This is a genomic window from Alcanivorax sp. VBW004 (genome assembly GCF_009718865.1).
Lineage (GTDB): Bacteria > Pseudomonadota > Gammaproteobacteria > Pseudomonadales > Alcanivoracaceae > Alcanivorax.
In genome coordinates this window covers 2,563,314-2,588,858 of record NZ_WNHC01000001.1, presented here as the reverse complement: position 1 = coordinate 2,588,858, position 25,545 = coordinate 2,563,314, and the positions used below count along the sequence as shown (strand labels likewise).

Genomic DNA, 25,545 nt, shown 5'->3' with positions numbered 1-25,545 from the left:
ATCCTCCCTGAACCTGTCATGCTACCGAGACAGGCTCTGGGAGGATTTTTTATGTATATGGACAGCGTGGTTCTGGCAGGAATCGCCGTGATTGCCGGCATTCTGGTCTTCGCCGGGTGTTTTGCCCTGTTTATCTGGCTGGACTCCGGCGACGACGACACCCAGAACGGGAAAGACTGACACCAAGCACCCTGCTCGCCATCCTCTTTCGCTTTGTAGCGCTCAGCAGGGATTCAGCAGGGATAGTCTGGCGATTGCAGGCAGCGTTCGCGCAACTGCTCCGGTGTGCTTGCCGAGGGTTCCTGCCGGCGATTGCCATCCTGGCAGATGACTTCAAGCTCCCCTTTCTCCGGTGACGCCCGCTCAATGGTATACCCCACGCCTCCACAGGCCCGTTGCGCCGCGTTGAGACACTCGCTCCATTGCGGGCAAAACACACCAAACTGCCCCGGATAGGACTGCACCACCTGGGTGCCACCGGTTTCACATCCTGCCAACAGCATCAGCAAACAAGCCAACCAAGGGATACTGAAAACGCTGCTGGTCTTCATGGCAATACCCCAATGCAGGCCGGATCAGAGCGCATCCAGCCAGTCCTGGGACGGGGCATACCACCAGGAGCCCATCACCGGCCGGGTAAATTCCAGCAACCGGTCTTTCACTGAGTCATCCGCAATGCCATACATGCGTCGCAGCAGAAAATCATAACGGTCCAGCTCGCAACAAAATGCCAGGAAATACAGGCCATGCTGGCCGCTATCACCGTAAGGGACCGACCGCCGCCACATTTTCTGGGCCACACCGTCCCGGTCGACATCGACGCGTCCTACGTGGGCATCCGCGGGCATGCGCTCATCATCGAACTCCACGGCGTCTTCCTTGGTCCGGCCAAACACATTCTCCTGCTCACTGACCGGTAACTGGTTGAACTTGCCCAGGTCATGAATCCATTTCTGGGTCAGCACCCAACTACCGCCCGCACCGGGGTGCGGCTCAGCGATAAAGGCCGCCTGTTCCGCCTTTTCCCCGGTGGGGTTGCCGATGCCATCCACAAAACCGGTCAAATCGCGCATGTCGTGGTACACAAAGGCGGTTAGCTCAAGCTGGGTGGCGAGCAGGTCACCCACCGCTTGGCGTACCTGCATGGTGGTATCGAACAGGTCTCCCGCCTCCCGGGCCTGCACCCACACCCACAAATCCCCCTGGGTGGCCGGAATGTGCCCCTCCAAAGAAAAAGGGGGAAAACTGAAGCGGGAATCAAAGCACGCCCAGAGATCCGGCCCGAAACCCAGTAAAACCGGGGTCTTCTCACTCTTCAGCGCAACCAGATCACGCAGAGCCTGGCGCAGTGACTCGGTCTTGTGGCCACTGCCAAGACTGAACTCGAAAAACACATGATGGGCATAACTGCGGTCAAAAATACCGGATTGCGGTGTCGACACCGGAGGCTCCTTCACTCTGTCCATGGCGGGGAATAATTCCCACAATTATAGCAGGTCGAATCAGCGCCGGCCCCTGCCATACGCCCGTTATCGTCCAGTCGCAGCAATTTTGAAACAAATTGAAATATCCGCTGGTGTTCCGGACTCAGGGCTTTCGATACACTTGGCTCACATTCGTTAACTGTATCCGACTATGACACCTTGGCTTGGCCTGGATCGACTAGGTTTCTTCCTCATACGCGTATTTTTACGCCTGTGCACCCGCGCCAATGCGCTCCCTTCTGATCCCAAGGAACTGCAGCTTGCTGCCAACACCCCGGTGGTCTATGTACTCAGCGACCGCTCTGCTGCCGATGCGGCCGTGGCCGACCAGACCGCCCGCCAGCTGGGACTCTCTTCAGCCCTGCGCGGCCTGACGCTGGGAAAGACACACCTCAATCACAGTTATTTTCAGCTTTACCGCCGCCAACTGGGTAACCGCCGTCAGCGCCGGGCGGTGTCCCCTCCCCGGTTGGAGAAGCTGGTTGCGGCCCTGCGCGCCAACCCGGAAGCCGATGTACAGCTTGTGCCTGTCTCCGTGTTCTGGGGCCGTCGCCCGGAAAAAGAAAACTCCATGTGGCGTATCCTGTTTTCAGATAACTGGTCCCCCGCTGGCTTCATCAAAAAATTCTTCATTATTCTTACCCAGGGCCGGCAGCTGTACGTCCAGTTCAGCCGCCCCATGTCCCTGCGCACCCTGGTTGACCAGTGTCAGAAAGACGACCAGGCAGTACGCAAGGCATCACGCATTCTGCGGGTACATTTTCGCCGCCAGCAGGAAGCGGCCATCGGGCCTGATCTGTCCCACCGCCGTACCCTCACCAACACTGTGGTGGATTCCATTCCCGTGCGTGATGTCATCCGTGCGGAAGCCAAGCGCCAGGATGTCAGCGAAGAAAAGCTGGAGGCAAAAGCACGCAGCTATGTGATGGAAATTGCGGCGGATTATTCGCACACCGTAATCCGCTTCCTGGAGCTGTTGCTGAACTGGGTGTGGAACCGTTTATACGGCGGGATTCGTCTGTACAACATGGACAACCTGACCAAGGTGGCCGGCGATCACGAAATTATCTACGTGCCCTGCCACCGCAGCCACATCGATTACCTGTTGCTGTCCTTCGTGATGTTTCGCAATGGCCTGGTGCCGCCGCACATTGCCGCCGGCATCAATTTGAACCTGCCCATTGTCGGTACCATTCTGCGACGCGGGGGCGCCTTCTTCATGCGTCGCAGCTTCCGTGACAACCCTTTGTATGCCGCCGTGTTCAGCGAATATCTGCACACCATTACAGCGCGCGGCTTTTCCATCGAATATTTCGTGGAGGGCGGCCGCAGCCGCAGTGGTCGCATGCTCAAGCCGCGCACCGGCATGCTGGCCATGACCGTACGCAGCTTCCTGCGTGATTCGCGCAAGCCCATCGCCTTTGTGCCCGTCTATGTGGGCTACGAAAAAGTCATCGAAGCCGGTTCTTACATCGGTGAACTGCATGGCAAGAAAAAGCAGAAGGAATCCGTCGGCGGACTCATGAAGTCCCTGGCAGTCCTGCGCAGCCACTTTGGTCAGGTGCATCTGAATTTTGGCGAACCGATCAAACTGGTGGACTACCTGGATCAGCACAATCCGAAATGGCGCAACGAAACCGTGGCTTCCGGTGACAATCCCCCCTGGTTCAAGCATGTGGTGGAAGAGCTCGGGCAGGAAGTGGTGGAATCCATCAACGCCGCCGCCGTGGCCAACCCGATTAACCTGCTCAGCCTGGCATTGTTGGCCTCGCCCAAGCACACCATGGACATTGCCCAGCTTCGCCAGCAGCTGGACCTGTATATTTCCCTGCTCAAGCAGGCGCCTTACAGCGACAGCGCTGCGCTGGCCACCGACGATGCCAACGCCATCATCGAATATGGGCTGGAGCACGATTTTCTGGACCGGATCGAGCACAAACTCGGCGACGTAGTAACCACCGATGAGAAAACCGCGCTGCAGATGGCCTACGTGCGTAACAACAGCCTGCATCTGTTCATTCTTCCCGGTCTGATTTGCTCGCTGGTGATGAATGCGCGCTCCATCAGCATGGAGGTACTGCAAAGCATGGTGCGCCTGCTTTACCCCTTCCTGCGTAACGAGTATTTCCTGCACTGGCAGGACGACGAGGAGCTGGCTGCTGCGGTAAACAACATCGTCACCGTGCTGCAACAGGAGCAACTGATCGGCCGGGAGAATGACTGCCTGCATGGCGCTGCGATTCATACCCATGAATCCGACATGCTCGACCATCTTGGCCAGACGGTAATGCCCTCTTTGGAGCGTTACTACCTGACCATCCGGCTGCTGGTGCAATACGGCTCCGGCATGCTTACTGCTGAACAGTTGAGCGAGCTGGCTCACCAGACTGCCCAGCGGCTTTCATTGCTCTATGAATTCAACTCCCCCGAGTTCTTCGACAAGGTTGTACTGAAGAACTTTATCGCCCAGCTTTATTCCACTGGCCTGGTGACACCTGATGACAGCGGCGCCCTGGAGTTCGGCGAAAAACTGGAAGCGCTGGATGACGAAGCCAATCGCATCCTCAGCCCGGATATCAGTGACGCGATTCAGCGCGTCACTCGAGTCACCAACCTGGGGAATCTGGTCACCGCTTCGTCAAACGCGTCTTGAGGATCGCCGGCCGCCTCGGCCGGTGCCATTCACACAAGACACCGGCTATCGAGCAGAAAAGCGATTGAGAGGCTCCCTAGGGACAGGTATAGATATCGAAGCGTACCGCCTTGCCCTTTTGGCTAAAGGACGGCGTGACACCCGCCAGGTAACCCGCCTTGGCGGGCCGTTTTACCACCACGCGGGCAGGCTCAAGGGCACGAGCCCAGGCCAGCATCAGTCGCTCTTCCTCAGCGTCGGGATACGCACAGAGACGCTGTAACCACTGCAAATCTTTCTTCACCGCCGCGCTTTTTTCCCGGGCAGGAAACATGGGATCCAGGTACACCGCGTGCAAGTCACAAGCCTCGCGGGTTCGGCTGTCCTCACAAGCGAGTAATTGCATGTTGGCTGCTAGGCCAGCAGGTGCCCGTTGCAGGCCATCTGCAAGCATGGCGTGCAGTACAGGCGAGCGTTCGGCCAGCAGTACCGAAAACCCCGCTTGCGCCATAAGTGCCGCATCACGCCCCAGTCCCGCAGTGGCATCCAGTACGCGAATACGCTCTTCTTTGGGCTTGCCCAACGCTTTGATCAACCGTTCATGACGCACCCGCTCCGGGGTTAACCGGTAGCCCTGTTTGCCTTCGCAAAAACTGACCGTGAGCGGCGTTTCCTTGCCCTGGGGTCGCCACAGCGCCAGGCACTCATGGTGCCAGCCAAGCACCAGTTCCAGCTCGGCGGCACAGGCCTGAGCTTCGTTTTCCACGGCCCTACCGGGCAGCCCTTCAGGGCAACCCGGCAACAGCCCCAGCACAGTATCCAGAGACGCGTTCGGTGTCATGCCAGCCAGAATAACAGGGCCACACCCAATACCAGCCGGTAGACTACGAACGGCAGCATGCCAATGCGCTCCAGCAGGCGGATGAAGAACACAATGGTCAGGTAGGCTGTCACCGCGCTGACCAATACGCCCAGCGCCATCATTCCCCAATCCACGGCTATCTGTTGTTCGATCAGGTCTTTGGTTTTCAACAAACCCGCGCCCAGGATCACCGGAATGGACAGCAAAAAGGAAAAGCGGGCCGCGTCTTCCCGGCGATACCCCAACGCCAGTGCGGCGGTAATGGTAATGCCGCTGCGCGAGGTCCCGGGGATGAGTGCCAAGGCCTGGGCCAAACCGATGAAAACAGCACCGGCGATGCCCAATCGGGCCAGCGAAAATTCGCGTTTCCCGAACGCATCCGATGCCCATAACAGGGCGCCGAATACCAACGTAGTGATGGCAATCACCAGCGCCGAGCGCAGTTCCTGCTCAATAAAATCATCACCAAGAAAACCGAACACCACAGCCGGAATGGTGGCCAGCACCACCAGCAACCCCAGCTTCAGGTCATCATTCATTCGCCGCTGCTGCACCGCCACGCCAGCGCCCCCCACCATGGCCACCAGGTCGCGGCGGTAATACAGCATCACCGCCAGCAAGGTGCCCAAATGCACCGCCACATCAAATGCCAGGCCCTGATCGGGCCAGCCCAGAATCTGTGATGGAAGAATCAAATGGGCGGAACTGGAGATAGGGAGAAACTCGGTGAGCCCTTGTATCAGAGCAAGAACCAGAGCCTGAAACCAATCCATGGAATGTCCTTGTTGAATGAAACGTCAGTGACGAGTGACGAGAAGCGAGTTTCGAGGAGCGAAAATCAAAACCCGGTTGGTTTTTCGAAACTCGCTTCTCGTCACTCGTAACGCTTTCTATTCGTCAGCGGTAATTTGATAGCCCTTCAGGAACTCCGGGGGCATGCGACGCGGCTTGCCCGAATCCAGCGCCACACACACCCAGCGGGTACGTCCGCGCAACAAGGTCAGGCCGTCGGATTCACGCACAATCTGGTAACGGCGAGTAATACTGATTCGTTCATCATTGTGAACAATCCAGGTGCCGATTTTCAGGTTTTCACCCTCAAAGGCCGGCGCCAGATAATCCACTTCGGTGTGGCGCGCCACCATGCCCCGGTTGAGCTTCTGATACAGGTCCCAGCCCAATCCCAGTTCGGTGGTGTGATGCCAGGCGATCTGCTCCATAAAGCGCAGGTATTCGGTGTTGTTCACATGCCCCATCACATCAATGGCTTCGGCTGGTACGGTCACCGTTAGCTCATGCACATTGGGAAGGTCCCAGTTGATCATCGTACAGCTCCCTGAATCACTTGGTCTCGCAAATAGACTGGCTGCGCCTGTTCCGCACTGACACCCTCTCCGCGTTCGAATGCTGATAATGCCAGCTGGGCCACCGCTTTCGCATGGGGGTGGGCGTCAATAACGCAGCGGCTTGCGCCATAGGCCGCCACCAGCGCATCCTGATAGACCAGCCCGGAACCGATAATCATCCAGTCCGCCGACGGTAGATCCGGCAAGGCATCGGGGTTAAACAGGCCATCGTTGAGAACGGCACTGGCTGCACCGCCCTCACACTCATAGGCGCCGAGGTACACCTCGCCCATACGTGCGTCGAAACAGGCAATCACATGGGAATGCGCCTGTATCGCCTGCGCACTGAGTGCGCAGGCCGCCAGGGTGGAAATCCCCACCACCGGCAGGTCCGCCGAAAACGCCAGACCCTGAGTCACCGCCGCAGCCACGCGCACGCCCGTGAACGCGCCCGGGCCATGGCCGAACGCAATGCCATCAAGATCCTTCAACCGGACCCCGGCATCGGCCAGCAGCCCTTCGACCATTGGCAGCACCAGCTCGGTCTGTCGCCGTGGCGCGTGTTCAAAGCGTTCGATCACATTGCCATCGTCCAGCAACGCCACCGAGCAGGTTTCGCCTGCGGTTTCCAGTGCGAGTATGCGCGTCATGATTCCATCTTTTCCGCTTCCAGGCCCTGCCGGGCCAGATAATCAAAAAACCGTTGCACCACGTCCAGCTTACGGGTGCGGGTCATGTTGGGCAGGCTGTTGACGAACAACTTGCCATAACTGCGCGTTAACAGTCGCGGGTCCGCCACCACCAGTAAACCGGTGTCTTTCGGATCACGAATCAGCCGCCCGGCTCCCTGACGCAAGGCCAGCACCGCCTGGGGAAGTTGGTAATCGCGGAACGCATTACCGCCGTTGCGGTTAATGTGTTCGATACGCGCGGCGGCCACAGGGTCACCGGGGGAGCCAAACGGCAGTTTATCAATGATCACACAGCTAAGGGCTTCACCGCGGACATCAATGCCCTCCCAGAAGCTGCTGGTGCCCAGCAATACTGCATTGCCCTTCTCCCGGAAGGCCTCCAGCAGCTCACGCCGACCGGACTCGCCCTGCACCAGCAAAGGGAAATCAATTTTCTGGCGCAGGATGCCGGCGGCTTCGCGTAATGCTCTGTGACTCGTAAACAGGAAAAAAGTGCGGCCCTTGGCTGCATTAATGACCGGCACCATGGCGTTGGTGAGTTGTGCGGTGTACTCGCGGTCGTTGGGCGCCGGCAGGCCTTCCGGGGCATAGAAGACCGCCTGGCGTTTGAAATCGAAGGGGCTTTCCAGACGCAGGGTGCGAGCAGAGTCCAGCCCCAGGCGGTGTTGAATATGTTCAAAGCGTCCGCCCACTGACAGGGTGGCGGAGGTAAGAATCCAGCTACAAGGATGACGTTCACGCTGGGCGCGCAACTGCGCGGCCACAGACAACGGCGTGCTGTGCAACACTACGGAACGTTTGAACGTCTCAAACCAGTACACCCGGTTGGGCTGGCCGCCTTTCAGGTAGGCCGCCAGACAATCCACCTGCTCACTGGCCCGCCGGGAACAGGCGTCCATACCTCTGCTCGCCTTGGCCAGCGGTCCGAGGAAGGCATCCAGCTCCTGCAAGGCCTGCAGCAGGGTTTCCCCGGCTTCAACCACCGCCTTGTTATCAGCCACTTCCGTCCAGGGCTCACGGCGCTCACCGTCACCCAGGCTCAAACGCAAGTCCATGCCCCCTTTATCCACCGCGGCGACCAGGCGATTCAGCTCTGCCAGATCGGCAGCGGTATGCCCGGCTTCCGACAGACTGTCGCGGCCTAGCTCCTGAATCTGCCGGGTGCTCAGGGTGTCCGCAAAAAACGCCGCGGCAATTTCGGGCAGTTGATGCGCCTCATCGAAAATCACCGTGTTGGCGGTGGGCAGTAATTCAGAAGCCGCACCATTGCCACGCAATGCCGCATCCGCAAAGAACAGATGATGATTCACCACCACCAGGTCGGCTTCCTGGGCCTCCTTGCGCGCCTTCATCAGTGGGCATTCGTTATAGCGGGGGCACTCCGTCCCCAGACAATTGTCCGCGGTACTGGTCACCCAGGGCCATACCGGTGCATCTTCCGGGATCTGTTGCAGCTCGGCGATATCACCGGTGCGGGTACGCCCGGCCCAGTGCGCCACAATCTGCATCTGCCCCACGGTTTCACGGGTGAGAAAACGGGCGTCTTCCTGATGCAATTCCAGCCGGTACGGGCATAGGTAATTGGCACGCCCTTTTAACAGCGCCACTTTTCTCGGCAGGTTCAGGGCTTTCTTGACCATGGGCAGGTCTTTGAAGAACAGCTGGTCCTGCAAGCTCTTGGTGCCGGTGGACACCAACGTCGGGCCTTCAGACAGCAGTGCAGGCACCAGGTAAGCCAGCGTCTTGCCGGTGCCGGTTTCCGCTTCCACCAGCAAGGTGGCACCACTGCCAATCACGTCTTCCACCGCGTCAGCCATTTCCAGCTGCGGTTCACGCGGCTGGTAGCCAGGCAGGAGCGGCGCAAAGCGCGCTAAATCGGTAAGATGATTACGGGCGGTAGTCACATAATGTCCCTGAAACGTGTCTGCACTCGGGGCTGGTAAAACACAAGCTGTCAGCATCGCCCAACGCGCGCGCAGAGCATAGCCGATTCGCCCCCGGAACCCAACGCGAGAGCACGACGAGAAGGCAATATGGTCGACTATACCTTAATCATTCTGGCCGGCGGGCAGGGGCAACGCATGGGCGGTGCCGACAAGGGACTGGTGGAGGTGGATGGCAAGCCACTGGTCGCTCACCTGCTCGATAATCTACTCCCCCGCCCCACCCGCATAGTAATCAGTGCCAATCGCAATACTGACCGCTATCAAGCCTGGGCCGATCAGGTGGTCGCGGATCGGCGCGACGGTTTTCTTGGACCACTGGCCGGGTTGGAAGCCGCTTTGGGGGAAGCCCACGGCCTGTGCCTGTGCCTGCCCTGTGACCTGCTGACCCTGCCCACAGCCATGACTCAGGATTTGTTGGCGGCGGCGTCAATGGAGCATATTTGCGTTGCCCACGATCCGCTACGCCGACAACCGCTATGCATGGCCTTCTATGCCGAGCCTTGGCAAGACTCGCTCAGAGATTATCTGGATGCGGGCAAGCGCAGTGCGCACGGCTGGCTGGATCAGGTATGCGTTCAGCCGGTGGCCGTGGCCACGCCATTGCAGAACCTGAATCACACACATGACGCGTAACACACTCCACACTCCACGCCCCACGCCCCACGCTACAGGCAGGGATGCTGCGTGTGACGTCGCCTAAAACAACAATGCCCGCACAAGGCGGGCATTGTCATGGAACGAAAACGCGGTATTACGCGGTCACGTCCTGGATCTGCTTCATCAGGGCAACCTGATCAGCAGAAGGCTGTGCGGTTTGCAGAGCCATCAGCTTGCTCATGTCGCCTTCAATGCGGATCTGGCCGCTCATGAAGCCTTGCATGCCTGCAGACTGGTCACCTTCGATGAAGATGCGCTTGGCCAGGTCGGCCGGCAGGATCATGGTAGTCGGAGCGTCAGCGTGATGACCTTCTTCGATCATGCCGCCCACCAGAGCCAGCTCTTTGTCGCCACCGTCAGCATTAACAGTGATGTTGATTACCAGGTCAGCCAGTGCTGCCGGCGCTTCAACATTACCCGCGCCATCACGGATTTCTTTTACTTTTGCAAACCACTCGTCAGACAGAAATTCCAGGCTCATTCTTGTTTCTCCTTAAACCTATCGATATGACTTCGACGCCCCCTTTCACAGGGCTGGCACAGGCTTTATTGCTGCTAGCCAATTCAAACGAGCGTTCGAAACTTACCCGTACCTTATAGAAAGGCTCAGAGGGTGGCAATAGCCGCAGATGTGTCCTTATAGGACAAAAAAGCCCGGCAAAATGCCGGGCTTTTCGAGCGCCTTAAATCAGCTTCAAACAGACAATCAGAGGTCGTAGCCACGCTCTTCATGCAGGGCGATATCCAGCCCCTGTGTCTCTTCGTCGCCGGTCACACGCAATGGTGCAAACAGGCCTATCAGCTTGAGCAATACCCAGGTTACCAGTGCGGTATAGACAAAGGTGGCCACCACGCCCAGTGCCTGGACGCCCAGCTGATCCAGCATGGTGTACTCCGGCTTGGCAAAGCCGTAACCGGAGAACAGGCCCAGTTCCGTGGAAGCAAACACACCGGCAAGCAAGGTACCCAGGATGCCGCCAATGCCGTGGACCGGGAAAACGTCCAGGGAATCGTCAATCTTCAGCTTGTGCTTGACGAAAATCACCATGTAGAAGCAGATGACACCAGCGGACAGGCCAATCACCAGCGCCGCAGCCGGGCTGACAAAGCCGGATGCCGGGGTAATCGTGCCCAGGCCCGCCACCATGCCGGTAGCAATGCCCAGCGCGGAGGGTTTACCGAATTTTTTCCATTCCATGGCCATCCAGGCCAGCGAACCGGCGGCCGCAGAAATGTGTGTCACCAGCATGGCCATGGCCGCATCGCCATTGGCCGCCAGGGCCGAACCCCCATTGAACCCGAACCAGCCCACCCACAGCATGCCGGCACCGGTAACGGTCATGGTCATGTTGTGCGGCATCATGCCCTGGGTGGGGAAACCTTTACGGTTACCCAGCACCACAGCCGCCACCAGCGCTGCCACACCAGCAGTGATGTGAACCACGGTACCACCGGCAAAGTCATACAGCCCCAGGTCAGCCAGCCAGCCGCCGCCCCAGACCCAGTGACACACCGGGATATACACCCCCAGCAGCCAGAGTACGGAAAACGCCAGCATCGGCCCGAAGCGCATGCGCTCGGCAAAAGCACCGACGATCAGGGCTGGCGTAATGATGGCAAAGGTCATCTGGAACAGCCCGTGCAGGCTTTTCGGCAAGGTGCCTTCCAGCGTCTCCCGGGTAATCCCGGAAAAGAACACATGGTCCAGGCCACCGATCCAGGCATTCATGCTGCCGCCGTCGGAAAACGCCAGGGAATAACCGCAAATCAGCCACACCAGCGACACGGCACAGGTAATGGCGAAACACTGCATCAAAACAGACAGAATGTTCTTGGCGCGCACCAGGCCGCCGTAGAACAGGCTCAAGCCCGGCAGCGTCATGAACAGCACCAGCGCGGTGGCGGTGAGAATCCAGGCACTGTCACCGGTATCCAGGCCATCGGCCAGCGCCAGCGAAGGCAACATCAACAATACAGCTATCAATTTTTTCATCGTCGGGCCCCTTAAATGGCTTCGCTGCCGGTTTCACCGGTACGGATGCGGATCACCTGCTCCAGGTCAGTCACGAAAATCTTGCCGTCACCGATCTTGCCGGTGCCGGCCGCTTTCATGATTGCCTCGATCGCCTGGTCCAGCTGCTCTTCACGGACCGCCAGCTCCAGCTTCACCTTGGGAACAAAATCCACCACGTACTCCGCCCCCCGATACAGTTCGGTGTGCCCTTTCTGGCGCCCAAACCCCTTTACTTCGGTAATCGTCATGCCCTGCACCCCGACCTGGGCCAGCGCATCGCGCACTTCTTCGGCCTTAAACGGCTTGACCACCGCAGTCAGCATTTTCATTCGGTATCTCCTCGTCCTCATGCACCAACACAACACGTGCCGGAAGTTTGCACCGACAAGGGGCATTCAAGAATCAGGCCACAAAATAGTGCACGCTATTTCAATCAGTTAGCGCTGAATAAAATTCATGTCGCACCACAAAAGAACACTGCACTTTATTGGCGCACCATGGATGAACACTATTAGCATCAAAGTGGCGCAGACATCCCGCCTTACACAGGGAGAAAAAGCGAATCACGCACCAAAAAACAGCGGGCGAGCAGCGGCCCGGCAATCGCCGTCAGCACGGAAAAGCAGGCAGGATAGACACGGGCAACGGGGACACCCGCTGCCCGCGGGGAGGAAGTTGGAGGCAGGCTCAGTAGAGGTAGTTGAACATCTTGCGGCGATATTCACTGGCTAAAGGGTCGCCTTTGGGAAGGCATTCAAACACTTCCAGCAGCGCACTGCGGGCCACCCCGTCGCGAAAATCGCGATAATCACGCAACAGCGTCAGCAGCGACTCAAGCCCGGTTTCAAACTGGCCCGCCGCGGCGGCCTGCAAGCCGTAGGCATAAAGATCTTCCGGGGTGGGCTTGTCGGCGATACGGGCGGACAGCTCCGCCAGACTCTGCCCGGTCCCTTCCAGCTTTTCCAGCAACGCGAAACGTGCCCGGAACGGGCGTAACGGTTCCGCATCTTCTGTCACTTCCGCCAGCACCGACTGGGCATCATCCAGGCGCCCTTCCCCCAACAGCAACTCCACCAGCAGGGCACGAATGGCATGCTTGTCCGGGCTTTGCTCCAAGGTCTGGCGTAATGCCCCTTCCGCCTGCTCCGTGTGGCCCGCCTCAATGGCCATGCGCACCTGCTCGATAAAGCCTTCTTCCTGCTGTTGTTGTGCTGCTTCAGGGTCGACTACCGGTGCCAGCCACTGGCGCAGCGCGCCTTCCGTCTGGGCGCCATCCAGCTCACTGACCAATTGCCCCTGGTACACCAGTTTCAGGCTGGGCAGGCTGCGCACACCAAACTGGCTGGCCAGCATTTGCTGCTCATCTGCATTCACTTTCGCCAGCAGCACCTTGCCCTGATATTCATTGACCAGCCGCTCCAGGATCGGCGCCATTTGCAAACAGGGCTGGCACCAGCTGGCCCAGAAATCCACGATCACCGGGATTTGCTGGGATTGCTCAAGAATTTGCTGAATATTCTGCTCGGTGGCTTCAATGATAGGGCTGTTCGGCTGCAACGCTATGCTCCTGAAAACGCATTCAAAGTGGCGCCAAGTGTAAGGCATCATCCAGATTAAATCCGGTTAAATCCTGTGCAACTTATGCCATCTGCGCGTTAGACTGAAAGACAGGTGTGCGGTTTGAAGTTCATGGCGACAGTTTCACGCCCTCTCCATGGCGGCACCCGCATGCTGGAAGGTATTCCACCCAGGCAAAGGAGATCACCATGCTTAGCCTATTGGCTATTGTGTTGTTAATTGCCACGCTGATGACCCTCTTCTATCAGCAAATCAGCCGAGGCATTGGCAGTGCCGTTTTCGTCATTGTGTGGCTGCTCTGCGGCTTCCTCGCTTCCTGGCTGTTCCATCCCATTTCCCTGATTCTGCTCGCCGCCGGCGTTACCGTGCTTAACCACGTAGACCTGCGCCAGAAGTTCATCACCAAACCGGTCTACAACGCGCTGGGCAAAGTCATGCCTGCCATTGGCGATACCGAACGCGAAGCCATCGAGGCGGGCACCACCTGGTTCGAAGCCGACCTGTTCTCCGGCCGACCGGACTGGGAAAAATTCGCCCACATTCAATTCACCACGCTCACCGATGACGAACAGTCCTTCATTGATAACGAAGTGGTGCAATTGTGCGACATGCTTGATGAGTGGCAGATCTTCCACGAACTGCGAGACCTGCCCGAAGAGGTCTGGGACTTCCTCAAGCACAAGGGCTTCTTCAGCCTGATCATTCCCACTGAGTACGGCGGCAAGGCGTTCTCGCCCTATGCGCAAAGCCGCATCATGAGCAAGATTGCCACCCGCTCGCTCACCGCCGCCGTCACCGCCATGGTGCCCAACTCTCTCGGCCCAGGCGAACTGCTGGCGGAATACGGCACCCAGGAGCAGAAAGACCGCTGGTTGCCCGGCCTTGCCAAGGGTGACGAGATTCCCTGCTTTGGCCTTACCGGGCCGGAAGCCGGTTCCGATGCCGGCGCCATTCCCGATACCGGCGTTATCTGCAAAGGCAAGATCGACGGCAAGGAAGTGCTGGGCATGCGCCTGAACTTCGCCAAGCGCTGGATCACCCTGGCCCCGGTGGCCACGGTGGTCGGCCTTGCCTTCAAACTTTATGACCCGGAAAAACTGCTCGGTGATGAGGAAGAACTGGGCATTACCTGCGCACTGATTCCCGCCGATACCAAAGGCGTGGAAATCGGCCGCCGGCACTACCCCGGTTCCCCGTTCATGAACGGCCCCATCAATGGCAAGGATGTGTTCGTGCCTCTCGATGCCATCATCGGCGGCCCGGATATGGCCGGCAAAGGCTGGCGCATGCTGATTGAATGTCTCGGTGCCGGCCGCGGCGTCTCCCTGCCCGCGCTGGCCACCGCCAGTGGCGAAATGGGCTACCGCATGACCGGTGCCTTCGGTCGCATTCGTCGCCAGTTCAATACGGCAGTCGGCGAATTCGAGGGCGTACAGGAAGCGTCCGCCGATGTGGCGGCACTGGCCTACACCCTGGAAGCCTACCGCCATCTGGTGACCCGTTCGCTGGAAGACGGAGCACCGTCCGTGGTTACCGCCATGGCCAAATACCATGCCACCGAAATGATGCGTGAGCTGATCAACCACGGCATGGATATCGCCGGTGGTCGCGGCATTCAGCTGGGCCCACGTAACTTCCTGGCCCTGCCCTATCAGTCCACCCCCATTGCCATCACCGTGGAAGGGGCCAACATCCTCACCCGCTCACTGATGATCTTCGGGCAGGGGGCCATGCGCTGTCATCCGTTCCTCTATGACGAACTGCAAGCCATCCAGGCGGAAGACAAGAAGCAGGGGCTACAGGACTTCGATGACCTGTTCTTCTCCCACGCGGGCCATACGCTGGGCAATATCAGCAGTGCCATCGTGCAGGCCCTGGCGGGCCCCTACCTGTCTGATGCCCCCGGCAATTCCGATGCGTTCAGTGCGCCCTGGTATCGTCTGGTCAGCCGCTACAGTGCAGTACTGGCCAGCGTCTCGGACATGGCCCTGGCGCTGCTGGGCGGCGACCTGAAGCGGCGCGAACTGCTGTCTGCCCGCCTGGGTGATGTGCACAGCCAGCTGCTGATTGCCTGCGCCATTCTCAAGTACCACGCCACCCTGCCCCGCGACGAGGCCAACGATGCCCATGCGCACTATGCGCTGCGGCTGGCCTTCAGCCGGGCCCACGACTCCCTGGAAGCGTTCTCGCGCAACTTCGGTTTCTTCGGCATCGGTCACGTGCTCAAGCGCCTGTTCTTCCCGCTGGGTCGCCCCTGCAAGGCGCAGGCACCCAGCGACGATCAGATACGCACTCTGGGGCAGATGATCATGGAACCCAGCTCGGTGCGTGATGCGCTGGCGGAACCCGCCTATATCTCCCAGGATCCGGAGGATTCCATCGGCCGCGTGGAAGCCACGTTCAACAAGCTGCTGGAAGTGGAGCCCGGCTTCCTGGCGTATCTGAAAGCGGAAGGCAAAGGTCAGCTGGAAGGCAAGACCGTGCTGGAGAAACTGCAGGATGCGGCCCGCAAGGGCATCATCAACGAGAGCCAGGTAGACGCCATCAACGAGTACGACGCCATGCGTTACGACTGCCTGCTCACCGACGCCTTCGACAAGGACCTGAAAGAAGTGAAGGTCCACGCCGAACGGCCAATGATGTAAACCACCGGGGCGGGATGGTGTTCACCATTCCGCCCTTCCCTGCTTTTCCTCTCCCACCTGCTGTCTCCCTGCCCCCTGCGTGCGCCCAATGTTTGCGATGCACAAACATTAACCAGTACTCATTTTCACAAAAAGGCAACGCTGCCGTTTTCACCCAAAACGCTGCTTTTTCCAGCAGTTAATCCCCTGCCCGCTCCATCTCACAGAGATTTAACATTCAGATCACCCTTTTGGCGCTTTTACGCATGGTCGCTTTCGTCTAGTCTTGCCCAAATTACGCCCCACTGGGCCCGGAGCGCCTTTTTGCCTCCCTTTGCCCCTCGGACAACAGGTCAGCAATGACAGCAGTCGTCGAAGAAAAAACCGCAATCGAATTCAAGGGCCGCATGCTGATGATGACGGTCCTCCAGTTGAAAAATCTGGATGCCAATGTCCTCCACCAGCAGGTGAGCCAGCGCCTGGAAGACGCCGCCCAGTGGCTACAGCAAGCCCCCGTGGTAATCGATGTGAGCCCGGAGCTGGATAGCGATCCAGTGGCGCTGATGGCCGCTGTGGATACGCTGCGCAGCTTGGGGGTCAATCTGGTTGCCCTCGCCCGCAGCGAGAACATTGATGCGGACACAGCAAGCATGCTGGGTCTGGGCACGTTGAGCCTAGCCGGCGGCCGTGATGTACCCCGCCGCGCCGAACCCGCACCGGCCACGGACGATGGTGCTGCGGACAGCAAGCCCGCTGCGCAGCAGGTTGAAACCATGGTCATCGACCAGCCAGTACGCTCCGGTCAGCAGGTCTACAGCCGTGGCGACCTGATCGTGCTCGCCCCGGTGAGCACCGGCGCGGAAATCATGGCCGACGGCAACATTCATGTGTACAGCAACCTGCGCGGTCGCGCCCTGGCCGGGGTTCGCGGCGATACCAGCGCACGTATTTTTTGCCAGCAACTGAATGCCGAACTGGTATCCATTGCCGGCCATTATCGGGTGGCCGAAGACCTGCCCGAGTCATACCGTAACCGGCCCGTGCATCTATACATGCAGGGCGAAGCGATGCATTTTACCGCGCTGAACTAGCGTGCATGAAACATGGAAGGTAAGGAGAAGAGCGTGACGAAGATCGTGGTCGTGACATCCGGCAAGGGTGGCGTCGGCAAAACCACCACCAGTGCAGCGCTGGCCACAGGCCTTGCCCTGCGCGGTTTTAAAACCACTGTGATTGATTTTGATGTAGGCCTGCGCAACCTGGACCTGATCATGGGGTGCGAACGCCGTGTGGTCTATGATCTGGTCAACGTGATCAGTGGCGATGCCAACATCAAGCAAGCGCTGATCAAGGACAAGAAGGTGGACAACCTGTTCATCCTCCCCGCCTCCCAGACCCGCGACAAGGACGCCCTCACCATTGAAGGCGTGGAAGGCGTGCTCAACGCCCTGCGTGATGACATGCAGATGGACTACATTATCTGCGACAGCCCCGCCGGTATCGAAAAAGGCGCCCTCATGGCCGCCTACTTCGCCGACGAGGCCGTGGTCGTCACCAACCCGGAAGTCTCCAGTGTACGGGACTCCGATCGCATCATCGGCATTCTGGCCAGCAAGACCCGCCACGCCGAACTGGGCGACGGGGACATCCCCTCCCGCCTGCTGCTGACCCGCTACTCCCCAGAACGGGTAGAGAACGGACAGATGCTATCGGTTGAAGACGTGCAGGAAATTCTCGCCATTGAACTGCTTGGCGTGGTCCCGGAATCCCAGGCGGTGCTCAATGCCAGTAACTCCGGCAGCCCGGTCATCCTGGATACGGATTCCGATGCCGGCCAGGCCTACAGCGATGCCGTTGCCCGATTCCTGGGTGACCAGCTGCCGCACCGCTTTCTTACCACTAACAAGAAAGGTCTATTCGGCCGTCTGTTTGGAGGCTAACGGATGAGCATCTTCAGTTATCTGCTTCCTAAAAGGCAGAACACGGCATCTGTGGCAAAAGAACGCCTGCAGATCATTGTCGCCCGCGAACGCTCCACCCGCGGTGGCCCGGATTACCTGCCGCAGCTTCAGGAAGAACTGCTGCAAGTGGTGCGCAAATATGTCCCTGTGGACCAGGACGCCGTGAACGTCCAGATGGACCGGGAATCCGGCTGTGAAATTCTCGAACTGAATATCACCCTGCCGGAAGCCTGATTCCATGGCGATCGCCCCTGTTGCTGGCAACCGCTACAGCGCAGGGGCGAGCTCTATCGCCCTGTCTCATCTCACTTCTGGCAAACCCAACTGCCCCCTTCTCACTGCGGTAACACCTGCCACTCCGGCTCGTCGTACTCACCGATCACGCTGACCTCAACCACTTTGGCGTGCTTTTCCAGAATCGCCTTGACCCTGGCGCTGCGGCTGTCGTCCTTGGCATCGCGGTGTGCTTTGCTCTCCCAATGGGCGATGGCCAGTACTGTGTCCGGGTAGCCAATCTTTCGGTGTAAATAAGTGCCTTTTGCTCCTTCGCTTTGCTGAATGATTTCACTGGCTTCCACCCATCCTCGGGCATATTCCTCCACGCTAAAGCCCGGTTTGACGCGCACCTCAAAAATAAATTTCATCATCGCTCTCCCTGTCGATAAAACTGTGCCAACAGGCGGTACAGAGCCGGCCAGTCCTTGTAGAGCTGATCCGGCCCTTCGAAAAAGGCTTCACTGCACACCGCAAAAAACTCACCCGGACCGGTCAACGCATAAGCATCCACCGGCATGGGCCGGTGGTGCTGATAATCGCTCAGCAACTCTTCCCAGCACGCGGTGAAGGTTTCATGCCATTGTTTCGGGTTCATCCCGGTATGCAACGGCGGCCTGCCGTTGGCGCCATTGCGGCGCATATCCAGTTTGTGGGACATCTCGTGAATCACCACATTGCTGGCCCGGTTTTCCGGCGCGCAGGCATCACAGATCGCGTCCCAGGACAGAATTACCGGTCCCTGATGCCAGGCCTCGCCAGCCAGCACCGGCCCCTGGGCATGGACCACACCGTCTTCGCTCAGGTGCGGCCGATTGGGAATAAAGGCGCCTTCATACAAAATCACCGTGTACCAACCGTCATACCAATCCAGCCCCAGGTACAGAATGGGCACACAGGCCATGGTCGCCACTTTCAGGCACATGGCATCGGTGTAAGCGAACCCACCGCCCGAGGCGATGCTTTTTCGGGCCAGAAAACGCAGCGAGAGATCAAACAGCGCATCCCGCTCTTCACCTGCAAACCGGGCCATTAACGGCCAGTCCGACACAGCGGCCTCCCACTCCTGCCGGGTATATCCCATCTTCCTGACCCGGCGAGCGTCCCGCCAGTTCTTCCAGGCTGCAAACATGCACTGCCCTCACGTGATTGCTTGGTCGTATTGTGATTACCGGTGTCTACTTTGACCATGATCGCGGCGTTTCACCAGTCGTTACCGCCCGGTACGGCTGTGCTACCATCGCCGCCTGTCTCTGCTGCGAATAGTGTTCAGTGTCTATCCACCAAGCTCATAAAGCTGACCTACTGCTTCTGGTGGTCACGCTTCTGGCTGCCATCAGCTGGATGTTCTCCAAAGAAGCCGTGCTGGCCATGCCTCCCCTGCTATTCATGTCGCTGCGTTTCCTGCTGGCCGCAAGCCTGCTGGCCATGGCGGCGCATCGCCAGCTGCGCCGCCTGAGCGGCCAGCAACTGCTCCGTTGTGTCCGGGTCGGTACTGTTTTCGGCATCGCCATGAGCTGCTGGGTAATGGGGCTGGCCATGGGCGAGCACGTGGGGGAAGGCGCCTTTCTGACCAGCCTGGGAGTGGTGCTGGTGCCAGTGATAGGCCGGTTGATCTTTGCCGAGCCGGTGCCTGGCAGTACCTGGCTGGCACTGCCGGTGGCCGCTGCGGGGCTGGCCCTGCTGTCCCTGGATCAGGGGCTGCACCTGGAAGCCGGGCAGTTATTTTTTGTGGCCGCCGCCACCATTTTTGCGCTCTATTTCAATCTCAATACCCGCGCCGCCAACACCCTCTCCACGCAGGGCATGAATGGCGAATGTATTGAACACCCACGCGTCCCTGCCCTGGCGCTGACCACGGTAGTGCTCGCCGTGGTGGGCGTACTAACCGGGGTGTTGTCCGCCATTTTTGAACCCTGGCAAAGTGCCGCGGCCAACGCCACACCCATACTGGCCCTGTGGGTGGTACTCAGTGCCACGGTAGGCACTGCCCTGCGTTTTCTGGTACAAACCTATGCGCAAAGCCTGTCACTGCACAGCCATGGTGTTGTCATTATGGTGCTGGAACCCATGTGGACCGCACTGATGGCAGCCGCCTGGTTCGGTGAACAGATGACACTGCTGCAACTGGCAGGCTGCGCGCTGATCTTTCTGTCGCTTCTGGTCAATCGCTGGCGAGCTGTACGCAGCCTCCTCAAGGTTTTCCTGAGCCGGCTTTTTGTTTCAACCCCAAAGTAAAAGGAGTTCCAATGGGTGGAGAAATAGCGCAACTCATCACCATGACGCTACCGACCTTTCTGGTCGCCATCGCCGGCTTTGTACTGGCCGGCATTTTCATGCCAAAGGCACGGACCGCAGCCATTCTGGTATTGATCGCCTCGCTGCTCAGCCTGGTCCATATCGCCTATATGTGCCTGCAGCAATTCGTGCTGATAGAAATGCTGTATGACGACAAGATATCCGGCGATCTCTTTGCCCTGATCTCCAGCGGCATCTACAACGGGCTGTACCTGATCATCAGCGCATTGATGCTGGGTGCCGCCTTTAGCGGTCGCCATCAGCCTGTGACAAACGCCCCGCAAAACCCCGCCATCAACACCAACGCGGCGCCGCACCGTGGTGGGCTGGTACTGACACTTGGCCTGTTGGGGGTACTGCTTTTTGCCCCTGTCGGCATTGTCGCCTGGATCCTGGGCAACAAGGATTTAGCTGCCATGCGCCAGGGCAATATGGATAACAGCGGTGAAGGCATGACGCTGGCGGGCAAGGTGCTGGGCATTCTTGCCACGGTGATGTTCATCGTGGGGATCCTGGTGGTCATTGCTGCGGTTGCCATTGTCGCAACCAGCTATCGAGGATTCTGATCTCCATCCCCACAGCCCTGCTTCACAACACCCGTGAAGCGGGGAGCATTCCCTCTCCGGCAAGCCCCACCTGACGACTTTGTCTACTCCCGTGTGACCCAGTTCCTTCTCTCATTCGCCAGTTGGCGCACCATTTGGGCCCAATAATGCCAATAAAAAAAGACTGACATAATGATGGGACCGTTCTCACGTGCTGCTATCGCCAGCCTGACCCTGACATTGCTGCCCCTTGCCAGCATGGCCGACTCGGCTTGCCTGAGCGCAGCCCCCTTGGCTGCCTCATCCTCCTCACTGGCCATCAGCCAGGATGATGAACAGCTTCTGGACCTGCTGGGCCACCAGGCGACCACAACGCAAGCCCGTACACTGCTTGCCTATAACCAGCATGCCAGCAGCATCAACAAACCGATTCTGGGTAATTACGCGCGCCTGCGGCTGGCCGCACTGGCCCTGAAAGACGGCGATACCGCCTTTGCCCGCCAGCAACTCAGCGAAGTGGAGCAAAACAGCCCCGCTGCTGTCGATGCCGCCTTCCTGCTGGCAGAGAGCTATCGGCGCGACGGTGACGAGGAACGGGCCCGGGCCTGGTTTATCCGTATTGCCGCGCGCTTCCCGGGCAACCCCCGGGCAGTATCCGGCCTGGTACTGGCCGGCGATGACTGGCGCAATCAGGGCGCCGATGCGCTGGCCCTGCCGGTGTACAACCTGGCGCTGACCAAGGCGGCGGAGAACCTCAATGCCCTGGATCAACTTTCCAGCCAGCCGGAGCAGCTCTACCGCACCCTGACCAACACCGTTGCGGGCAACAGCACCACGGTGATGGACCAACTGGTACTGGCCATGGTTCGTGATAACGACAGCCAGGTGCTCACCGCCACCCGCCAGTTAATAGCGGCGCACCATCAACAGAAGTGTCTGGATCGCCGGGAAACCGATCTGCACAACGCCATCCAGCATGCCACCGCCAGAGACCTGACCAACGGCGCCTTTCGCACCGCCGCAAAACGCGAAAAAACTGCCACCGAACAGGAAATTGCAGACCTGCAACGTATCCTGCAAAACGCCCCGGATGCCGACGAACTAAACGCGCAGCTGGTCGATGCACAGGAACGGCTGGAGCGGCTGAATGCCCGACTCAATAAGCTCGGCGGCACCGCGCTGCCTGCGGCACTGCAGCAACGCAAAGACCAGCTGGCACGGGAAAAACAGCAGGTGGAATCGAATCTGACCGACGCACGGCGCCGGGTGCGCGAAGCGCTGCAAGCGCAGCTTCCGGAACTGGAAACGTTCTACCGGAATCTGGCGGGGGAAGCGCAACTGGGCAAGGCCCAGCTGCTGCAGAAAAAATCCTGAAGGGAACGCCTGATGCGGGATGCCTGAACCACGATGACCATGGTCACAGGCTCCCACACCCTCACCCCTTGTGGCTTTTCAACAAGGCGTCCACCTTGTCGATGTATTTCTGCTTGGCCTCGTCTGCCCCCAATCCTTTCAGCTTGGCCCAGGCGTCATACTTGGCGCGCCCCACCATATCCAGCATTCCCGGGCGCTTGCCGGTCACATCTCCGGTGCTTCCCTGCTTGAAGTGCGCATAGAGAAACAGCAGATCATCATTGGACGGTTTGCTGTCGAGAGTTTTGACATCTTTCTGGGCTTGTTCAAATCGGGCAGTATCGGTCATGATGTTTCCTGTCGATGTGATCATTGTTGTATAAGGCTCGGGCCTTAATTTCTGCAGGAAATAGTGCGCTGTGATCGCGGATGAATCAACATACCAACACAACCAAAACGAAGAATAACCAGGTTACGCCATGAGCGACGCAGGGCAATCCCAGGCCAGCCAGAGTCTTGACCAGCAGCAGGAAGGCATTCTTCGCAATGCCCTCAATACTTTTCTGGTGCAATTCGACCGTGCCCTGGAACGGCGATACGGCGAGCACGCACATCAACGCGCGCGGGATCTGATCAACCGCTCCGTTTACCTGCTGATGGGGCTGTACCTGTTGGTCGTGCTACCGGTCATTATGCTGGTCAAAACGCCGGAAATGGCCGCCTGGCGAAGCTACGGCGTTTACCCCATCGCCGTCGCCCTGATTGGGCTGTGGTGCTGCACCCGGCTGAGCTGGCTGCGCCCCCACGCCATTGGTGTCATGTATCTGGCGCTGGGCCTGTCCCTGTCCGGTACCGTTTTAGGGGCGATCCGCTTCGATGGCAGTTTCCCCGGGCAGATTTCCTCGTTTGAAACCATTTATCTGCTCATTATTGGCTTCTCAATTCTGCGTCTGCCGCCCCGGCAGACGTTGATCGCCTGCATCCTGGCCGCCGTGGCGGCCTTCGCAATCAGCCTGCTTATGCGCCTGGAGCTTCCGTTGCTGCTGGTGTCCCTTTCGTTCGGTATCCCGCTGATCATCTGCACCCTGAACGGCTATATCCTGGATATCAGTGCACGGCGCAATTTTGCCAACAACCTGTTGCTGGCCCATGAATCCGAGCAACTGAAGCACTGGCGGGAGCAGGCAGAGAAAGATACCCGTCGGCAGCAACAGCTCAATACGTTCATGGAGCAAATCGCCGGCAACCTGACTCCCACACAGCTACTGGAACGGGTGCTGGGTTATCTGGTTCAGCAAGTGAATGCGCAGGTAGGCGCGGCCTACACGCTGGAAGAGGACACCTTGGTACGCCAGGCCAGCTGGGCACTGAACGACTCAGCTCAACGCCGCGACACCCTGCCCGCGGACGAAGGCCTGCTCGGCGCCGCGCTAAACCAGCGGCTGCTGATGCAGCAACATCACGTACCACAGGATTATCTGGATCTGGAAACGGGCCAGGGGAAACGGCCACCGGGTGCCGTGCTGCTATGGCCCCTGATACAGGGAGACCACCCCCTGGGCATCATTGAGATCGCCAATACCCAGGGCTTTGATCAGGAACAACAAACGCTGATCAACGAGCTGCATCGCCCTCTCGCCTTTGCGCTGCAATCCGCGCAACGGCGCCAGCAATTCCTGGATCAGGCCGCCGGCACCCGCGCCTAACCGGCTTTGCGGCTGCGTCAGTCAATACCTCGTGCGGCCTTGGCCGCTTTCAGCGGGGCGGACAGCAGCGCCGGCTTACGCGGCACAATATCCGCCAGCGATGCCACCATCCGGGCCATGTCCGCATCCATATCCCCGGTAGGCAGGAAACAATCGACAATGCGCACCTGCCGGCGCCGATAGCAAAAGCCCAACACCACAATCGGCACCGCCATCTGCTCGGCAATACGGTAAAACCCGGTTTTCCACCGCTTGGCACCAGTACGGGTGCCCTCCGGGGCGAGCCCCAGCCAGAACGGCGTCTCGCGCATTACCGCCGTGGTCTGATCCACCACATCCCGAGCGCTGTCACGGTTCACCGGAATGCCTCCCAGCCAGTACATGAGCCGGCCCAGACGCCCTTCAAACAAGGTGTGTTTGCCCATGAAGCGCACCTGCACCCGTAGCGACTGGATGGCACTGATGCCGATCAGCCCGTCAATGTTCGAGGTATGCGGTGCGACCGCCAGAACCACACGGGGCGTATTGGGCAAGCGGCCAACAATGCGCCAGCCCATGGCCCCCAGTATCAATTTGCCCAACCCCGCCAGCAGCCAGTGGCCGCGACGGGGTACCTGATCCCCCAGTGTTCGCGCTGTCAGCGGTGCCAGTTCCGATTTCATGCAAATACCGTAAAAGTCTGTCGACTCAGTGCCACGGCCTTCCCGGCCGCGTCCCAGATCACCGCCTGGCTTTGGCCATAGCCGTCACTGCACTGGTCCGTGTTTACCCGATATTGCCACAAAGTATCCGCCGGTCGAGACTCTGGATCATCCAGCAATTCCATGGTCCAGGTCAGAGAGCTGGCCGGTGCCGGACCTTTAAGCAGTGGCAGCACCGAAGGCGGCCAGGTATCTACCAGGGCAATCAGCGCCGCCGTACTCATGGTTTCCGGGGGTACGGCAAAGCCCATGTAACCCCCGAAATCCGGCGCTGCGCTGGCGCTGAACGGTGGCATGCCCTCCGCATAGCGGATATCAAAATGGGACAGGAAATCCGGCGTCAGCCCCTTGATAAACGGTAGCGCGATGCTTTGTTCCGCCCCTTTCAAACCTGGCGCAGACGGCCCTTCCACCACCACTTTGGACTCCCGGCCCACACCGAAGCTGGCCAGCATAACCGCGACCACCTGCTCCCCCTGGCGAGCGGACACCATCGCCTGCATCACCGATTTCCCTTCCCGTAACACCGTCGCTTCCAATGCAACCTCACCGGGCGATGCCGGCGCCACAAAAGACAGAGAGAAACTGCGCAAGAATCGCCCAGTCGCCACTGTCTTTTGCAGATGGTCAAACAACACTGCACCGACCAGCCCGCCAAACAGCGCCCGGCCCTGCCCCCAGCCTTCAGGGAAGGAGGCACTGCCCTTGCCATCCACCGTGGCCAAAATTTCATCGAATGTCATGATCTCTCACTTTTTGCATGCCTGAAAATAGCGGCCCTTTATTTACCATCCCCGCCAGATCGGTAAAAGTCATTATCCCGAAACGGCGCCATAACCAACAAGAGTGCGCATAAAACAAGCGGAAATAGTG

Annotated in this window: 27 protein-coding genes; 11 read left to right on the top strand and 16 right to left on the bottom strand. The window is 59.0% G+C overall.

Going from position 1 to position 25,545, the window contains the following annotated elements; genetic code table 11:
* Positions 1 to 51 precede the first annotated feature (51 nt).
* On the top strand, positions 52 to 180 hold the full coding sequence (ccoM, locus tag F1529_RS17710; protein ID WP_255342850.1) for a cytochrome c oxidase subunit CcoM: 129 nt from the start codon (positions 52 to 54) through the stop codon (positions 178 to 180).
* A 53-nt stretch (positions 181 to 233) separates the two neighbouring features.
* On the opposite strand, the gene F1529_RS11735 is transcribed toward ccoM, so the two are convergent.
* Positions 234 to 551 (bottom strand): hypothetical protein, encoded by a 318-nt coding sequence (locus F1529_RS11735; protein WP_007148588.1) that lies wholly within the window; start codon positions 549 to 551, stop codon positions 234 to 236.
* Between the two features lie 24 nt (positions 552 to 575).
* Positions 576 to 1,442 (bottom strand): Dyp-type peroxidase, encoded by an 867-nt coding sequence (locus F1529_RS11730; RefSeq protein ID WP_370457009.1) that lies wholly within the window; start codon positions 1,440 to 1,442, stop codon positions 576 to 578.
* A 193-nt stretch (positions 1,443 to 1,635) separates the two neighbouring features.
* Between F1529_RS11730 and plsB the strand changes: the two genes are divergently transcribed.
* Positions 1,636 to 4,137, top strand: coding sequence for a glycerol-3-phosphate 1-O-acyltransferase PlsB (gene plsB, locus F1529_RS11725; protein ID WP_155134936.1), 2,502 nt, complete (start codon positions 1,636 to 1,638; stop codon positions 4,135 to 4,137).
* Positions 4,138 to 4,213: 76 nt separating this feature from the next.
* Here plsB and F1529_RS11720 read toward each other — a convergent pair whose 3' ends face one another.
* The 5 genes from F1529_RS11720 to F1529_RS11700 all read right to left on the bottom strand — a co-directional run bounded on the left by F1529_RS11720 (position 4,214) and on the right by F1529_RS11700 (position 8,920).
* Positions 4,214 to 4,957, bottom strand: coding sequence for a class I SAM-dependent methyltransferase (locus F1529_RS11720; RefSeq protein ID WP_155134933.1), 744 nt, complete (start codon positions 4,955 to 4,957; stop codon positions 4,214 to 4,216).
* On the bottom strand, positions 4,954 to 5,751 hold the full coding sequence (locus F1529_RS11715) for an undecaprenyl-diphosphate phosphatase (protein ID WP_155134930.1): 798 nt from the start codon (positions 5,749 to 5,751) through the stop codon (positions 4,954 to 4,956). The genes F1529_RS11720 and F1529_RS11715 overlap by 4 nt, the downstream gene beginning before the upstream one ends.
* 117 nt (positions 5,752 to 5,868) lie before the next feature.
* Complete coding sequence (locus F1529_RS11710; protein WP_082872234.1) at positions 5,869 to 6,303, bottom strand: thioesterase family protein; 435 nt, start codon at positions 6,301 to 6,303, stop codon at positions 5,869 to 5,871.
* Positions 6,300 to 6,974: a tRNA (adenosine(37)-N6)-threonylcarbamoyltransferase complex dimerization subunit type 1 TsaB gene (gene tsaB, locus F1529_RS11705; RefSeq protein ID WP_155134927.1), complete on the bottom strand. Its 675-nt coding sequence runs from the start codon at positions 6,972 to 6,974 to the stop codon at positions 6,300 to 6,302. The genes F1529_RS11710 and tsaB overlap by 4 nt, the downstream gene beginning before the upstream one ends.
* Complete coding sequence (locus tag F1529_RS11700) at positions 6,971 to 8,920, bottom strand: ATP-dependent DNA helicase (RefSeq protein ID WP_290516777.1); 1,950 nt, start codon at positions 8,918 to 8,920, stop codon at positions 6,971 to 6,973. The genes tsaB and F1529_RS11700 overlap by 4 nt, the downstream gene beginning before the upstream one ends.
* Positions 8,921 to 9,049: 129 nt before the next feature.
* Here F1529_RS11700 and F1529_RS11695 point away from each other — a divergent pair, with 129 nt between their 5' ends.
* On the top strand, positions 9,050 to 9,595 hold the full coding sequence (locus F1529_RS11695) for a molybdenum cofactor guanylyltransferase (protein ID WP_155134921.1): 546 nt from the start codon (positions 9,050 to 9,052) through the stop codon (positions 9,593 to 9,595).
* 118 nt (positions 9,596 to 9,713) lie between these two features.
* Here the strand turns inward: F1529_RS11695 and F1529_RS11690 are convergent, their stop codons facing one another.
* From F1529_RS11690 to F1529_RS11675, 4 genes are all read right to left on the bottom strand, one after another.
* Positions 9,714 to 10,100, bottom strand: coding sequence for an SCP2 sterol-binding domain-containing protein (locus F1529_RS11690; RefSeq protein ID WP_007150082.1), 387 nt, complete (start codon positions 10,098 to 10,100; stop codon positions 9,714 to 9,716).
* Positions 10,101 to 10,325: 225 nt separating this feature from the next.
* Positions 10,326 to 11,612: an ammonium transporter gene (locus F1529_RS11685; protein WP_007149892.1), complete on the bottom strand. Its 1,287-nt coding sequence runs from the start codon at positions 11,610 to 11,612 to the stop codon at positions 10,326 to 10,328.
* Positions 11,613 to 11,623: 11 nt separating this feature from the next.
* Positions 11,624 to 11,962 carry a P-II family nitrogen regulator gene (locus F1529_RS11680; RefSeq protein WP_007149270.1) on the bottom strand — a complete coding sequence of 113 codons (339 nt, stop codon included), beginning with the start codon at positions 11,960 to 11,962 and terminating at the stop codon, positions 11,624 to 11,626.
* A gap of 358 nt (positions 11,963 to 12,320) precedes the next feature.
* A complete protein-coding gene (locus tag F1529_RS11675; RefSeq protein ID WP_155134918.1) occupies positions 12,321 to 13,190 on the bottom strand; it encodes a tetratricopeptide repeat protein in 870 nt (289 codons plus the stop codon).
* Positions 13,191 to 13,399: 209 nt separating this feature from the next.
* Between F1529_RS11675 and F1529_RS11670 the strand changes: the two genes are divergently transcribed.
* The 4 genes from F1529_RS11670 (at position 13,400) to minE (ending at position 18,030) form a co-directional block, all read left to right on the top strand.
* Positions 13,400 to 15,856, top strand: a complete 2,457-nt coding sequence (locus F1529_RS11670; protein ID WP_155134915.1) for an acyl-CoA dehydrogenase — start codon at positions 13,400 to 13,402, stop codon at positions 15,854 to 15,856.
* 338 nt (positions 15,857 to 16,194) lie between these two features.
* The gene (gene minC / locus F1529_RS11665; RefSeq protein ID WP_155134912.1) at positions 16,195 to 16,926 is read left to right on the top strand and encodes a septum site-determining protein MinC; all 732 of its coding nucleotides are present in this window, start codon (positions 16,195 to 16,197) and stop codon (positions 16,924 to 16,926) included.
* 33 nt (positions 16,927 to 16,959) lie between these two features.
* Positions 16,960 to 17,775, top strand: a complete 816-nt coding sequence (minD, locus tag F1529_RS11660; protein WP_039925873.1) for a septum site-determining protein MinD — start codon at positions 16,960 to 16,962, stop codon at positions 17,773 to 17,775.
* A gap of 3 nt (positions 17,776 to 17,778) precedes the next feature.
* The gene (minE, locus tag F1529_RS11655) at positions 17,779 to 18,030 is read left to right on the top strand and encodes a cell division topological specificity factor MinE (protein ID WP_007150134.1); all 252 of its coding nucleotides are present in this window, start codon (positions 17,779 to 17,781) and stop codon (positions 18,028 to 18,030) included.
* Between the two features lie 101 nt (positions 18,031 to 18,131).
* Here minE and F1529_RS11650 read toward each other — a convergent pair whose 3' ends face one another.
* Positions 18,132 to 18,440 (bottom strand): antibiotic biosynthesis monooxygenase, encoded by a 309-nt coding sequence (locus tag F1529_RS11650; RefSeq protein WP_155134909.1) that lies wholly within the window; start codon positions 18,438 to 18,440, stop codon positions 18,132 to 18,134.
* Positions 18,440 to 19,201, bottom strand: coding sequence for a zinc-dependent peptidase (locus F1529_RS11645; RefSeq protein ID WP_007151037.1), 762 nt, complete (start codon positions 19,199 to 19,201; stop codon positions 18,440 to 18,442). The genes F1529_RS11650 and F1529_RS11645 overlap by 1 nt, the downstream gene beginning before the upstream one ends.
* A gap of 140 nt (positions 19,202 to 19,341) precedes the next feature.
* On the opposite strand from F1529_RS11645, the gene F1529_RS11640 reads away from it, so the two are divergent.
* From F1529_RS11640 to F1529_RS11630, 3 genes are all read left to right on the top strand, one after another.
* Positions 19,342 to 20,307, top strand: a complete 966-nt coding sequence (locus F1529_RS11640; protein WP_370457008.1) for a DMT family transporter — start codon at positions 19,342 to 19,344, stop codon at positions 20,305 to 20,307.
* Between the two features lie 11 nt (positions 20,308 to 20,318).
* The gene (locus tag F1529_RS11635; RefSeq protein ID WP_007148775.1) at positions 20,319 to 20,933 is read left to right on the top strand and encodes a hypothetical protein; all 615 of its coding nucleotides are present in this window, start codon (positions 20,319 to 20,321) and stop codon (positions 20,931 to 20,933) included.
* 171 nt (positions 20,934 to 21,104) lie between these two features.
* Positions 21,105 to 22,286 (top strand): tol-pal system YbgF family protein, encoded by a 1,182-nt coding sequence (locus tag F1529_RS11630; RefSeq protein WP_155134906.1) that lies wholly within the window; start codon positions 21,105 to 21,107, stop codon positions 22,284 to 22,286.
* A gap of 61 nt (positions 22,287 to 22,347) precedes the next feature.
* On the opposite strand, the gene F1529_RS11625 is transcribed toward F1529_RS11630, so the two are convergent.
* A complete protein-coding gene (locus tag F1529_RS11625; protein ID WP_007149309.1) occupies positions 22,348 to 22,614 on the bottom strand; it encodes an acyl-CoA-binding protein in 267 nt (88 codons plus the stop codon).
* Between the two features lie 130 nt (positions 22,615 to 22,744).
* On the opposite strand from F1529_RS11625, the gene F1529_RS11620 reads away from it, so the two are divergent.
* Entirely contained in the window at positions 22,745 to 23,971 is a 1,227-nt protein-coding gene (locus tag F1529_RS11620; protein WP_155134903.1) for a GAF domain-containing protein, read from the top strand.
* A 17-nt stretch (positions 23,972 to 23,988) separates the two neighbouring features.
* On the opposite strand, the gene F1529_RS11615 is transcribed toward F1529_RS11620, so the two are convergent.
* Together F1529_RS11615 and F1529_RS11610 are read right to left on the bottom strand one after the other, a co-directional pair.
* Positions 23,989 to 24,633 (bottom strand): 1-acyl-sn-glycerol-3-phosphate acyltransferase, encoded by a 645-nt coding sequence (locus F1529_RS11615; protein WP_155134900.1) that lies wholly within the window; start codon positions 24,631 to 24,633, stop codon positions 23,989 to 23,991.
* The gene (locus tag F1529_RS11610) at positions 24,630 to 25,415 is read right to left on the bottom strand and encodes an acyl-CoA thioesterase II (RefSeq protein WP_007150412.1); all 786 of its coding nucleotides are present in this window, start codon (positions 25,413 to 25,415) and stop codon (positions 24,630 to 24,632) included. Before F1529_RS11610 ends, F1529_RS11615 begins: the two co-directional genes overlap by 4 nt.
* Between the last annotated feature and the right edge of the window lie 130 nt (positions 25,416 to 25,545).

Coding starts and splice junctions, on each gene's coding strand:
- ccoM (WP_255342850.1), top strand. CDS start 52: ATGTATATGGACAGCGTGGTTCTGGCAGGAATCGCCGTGATTGCCGGC.
- F1529_RS11735 (WP_007148588.1), bottom strand. CDS start 551: ATGAAGACCAGCAGCGTTTTCAGTATCCCTTGGTTGGCTTGTTTGCTG.
- plsB (WP_155134936.1), top strand. CDS start 1,636: ATGACACCTTGGCTTGGCCTGGATCGACTAGGTTTCTTCCTCATACGC.
- F1529_RS11720 (WP_155134933.1), bottom strand. CDS start 4,957: ATGACACCGAACGCGTCTCTGGATACTGTGCTGGGGCTGTTGCCGGGT.
- F1529_RS11715 (WP_155134930.1), bottom strand. CDS start 5,751: ATGGATTGGTTTCAGGCTCTGGTTCTTGCTCTGATACAAGGGCTCACC.
- F1529_RS11710 (WP_082872234.1), bottom strand. CDS start 6,303: ATGATCAACTGGGACCTTCCCAATGTGCATGAGCTAACGGTGACCGTA.
- tsaB (WP_155134927.1), bottom strand. CDS start 6,974: ATGACGCGCATACTCGCACTGGAAACCGCAGGCGAAACCTGCTCGGTG.
- F1529_RS11695 (WP_155134921.1), top strand. CDS start 9,050: ATGGTCGACTATACCTTAATCATTCTGGCCGGCGGGCAGGGGCAACGC.
- F1529_RS11690 (WP_007150082.1), bottom strand. CDS start 10,100: ATGAGCCTGGAATTTCTGTCTGACGAGTGGTTTGCAAAAGTAAAAGAA.
- F1529_RS11685 (WP_007149892.1), bottom strand. CDS start 11,612: ATGAAAAAATTGATAGCTGTATTGTTGATGTTGCCTTCGCTGGCGCTG.
- F1529_RS11680 (WP_007149270.1), bottom strand. CDS start 11,962: ATGAAAATGCTGACTGCGGTGGTCAAGCCGTTTAAGGCCGAAGAAGTG.
- F1529_RS11670 (WP_155134915.1), top strand. CDS start 13,400: ATGCTTAGCCTATTGGCTATTGTGTTGTTAATTGCCACGCTGATGACC.
- minC (WP_155134912.1), top strand. CDS start 16,195: ATGACAGCAGTCGTCGAAGAAAAAACCGCAATCGAATTCAAGGGCCGC.
- minE (WP_007150134.1), top strand. CDS start 17,779: ATGAGCATCTTCAGTTATCTGCTTCCTAAAAGGCAGAACACGGCATCT.
- F1529_RS11650 (WP_155134909.1), bottom strand. CDS start 18,440: ATGAAATTTATTTTTGAGGTGCGCGTCAAACCGGGCTTTAGCGTGGAG.
- F1529_RS11645 (WP_007151037.1), bottom strand. CDS start 19,201: ATGTTTGCAGCCTGGAAGAACTGGCGGGACGCTCGCCGGGTCAGGAAG.
- F1529_RS11635 (WP_007148775.1), top strand. CDS start 20,319: ATGGGTGGAGAAATAGCGCAACTCATCACCATGACGCTACCGACCTTT.
- F1529_RS11630 (WP_155134906.1), top strand. CDS start 21,105: ATGATGGGACCGTTCTCACGTGCTGCTATCGCCAGCCTGACCCTGACA.
- F1529_RS11625 (WP_007149309.1), bottom strand. CDS start 22,614: ATGACCGATACTGCCCGATTTGAACAAGCCCAGAAAGATGTCAAAACT.
- F1529_RS11620 (WP_155134903.1), top strand. CDS start 22,745: ATGAGCGACGCAGGGCAATCCCAGGCCAGCCAGAGTCTTGACCAGCAG.
- F1529_RS11615 (WP_155134900.1), bottom strand. CDS start 24,633: ATGAAATCGGAACTGGCACCGCTGACAGCGCGAACACTGGGGGATCAG.
- F1529_RS11610 (WP_007150412.1), bottom strand. CDS start 25,415: ATGACATTCGATGAAATTTTGGCCACGGTGGATGGCAAGGGCAGTGCC.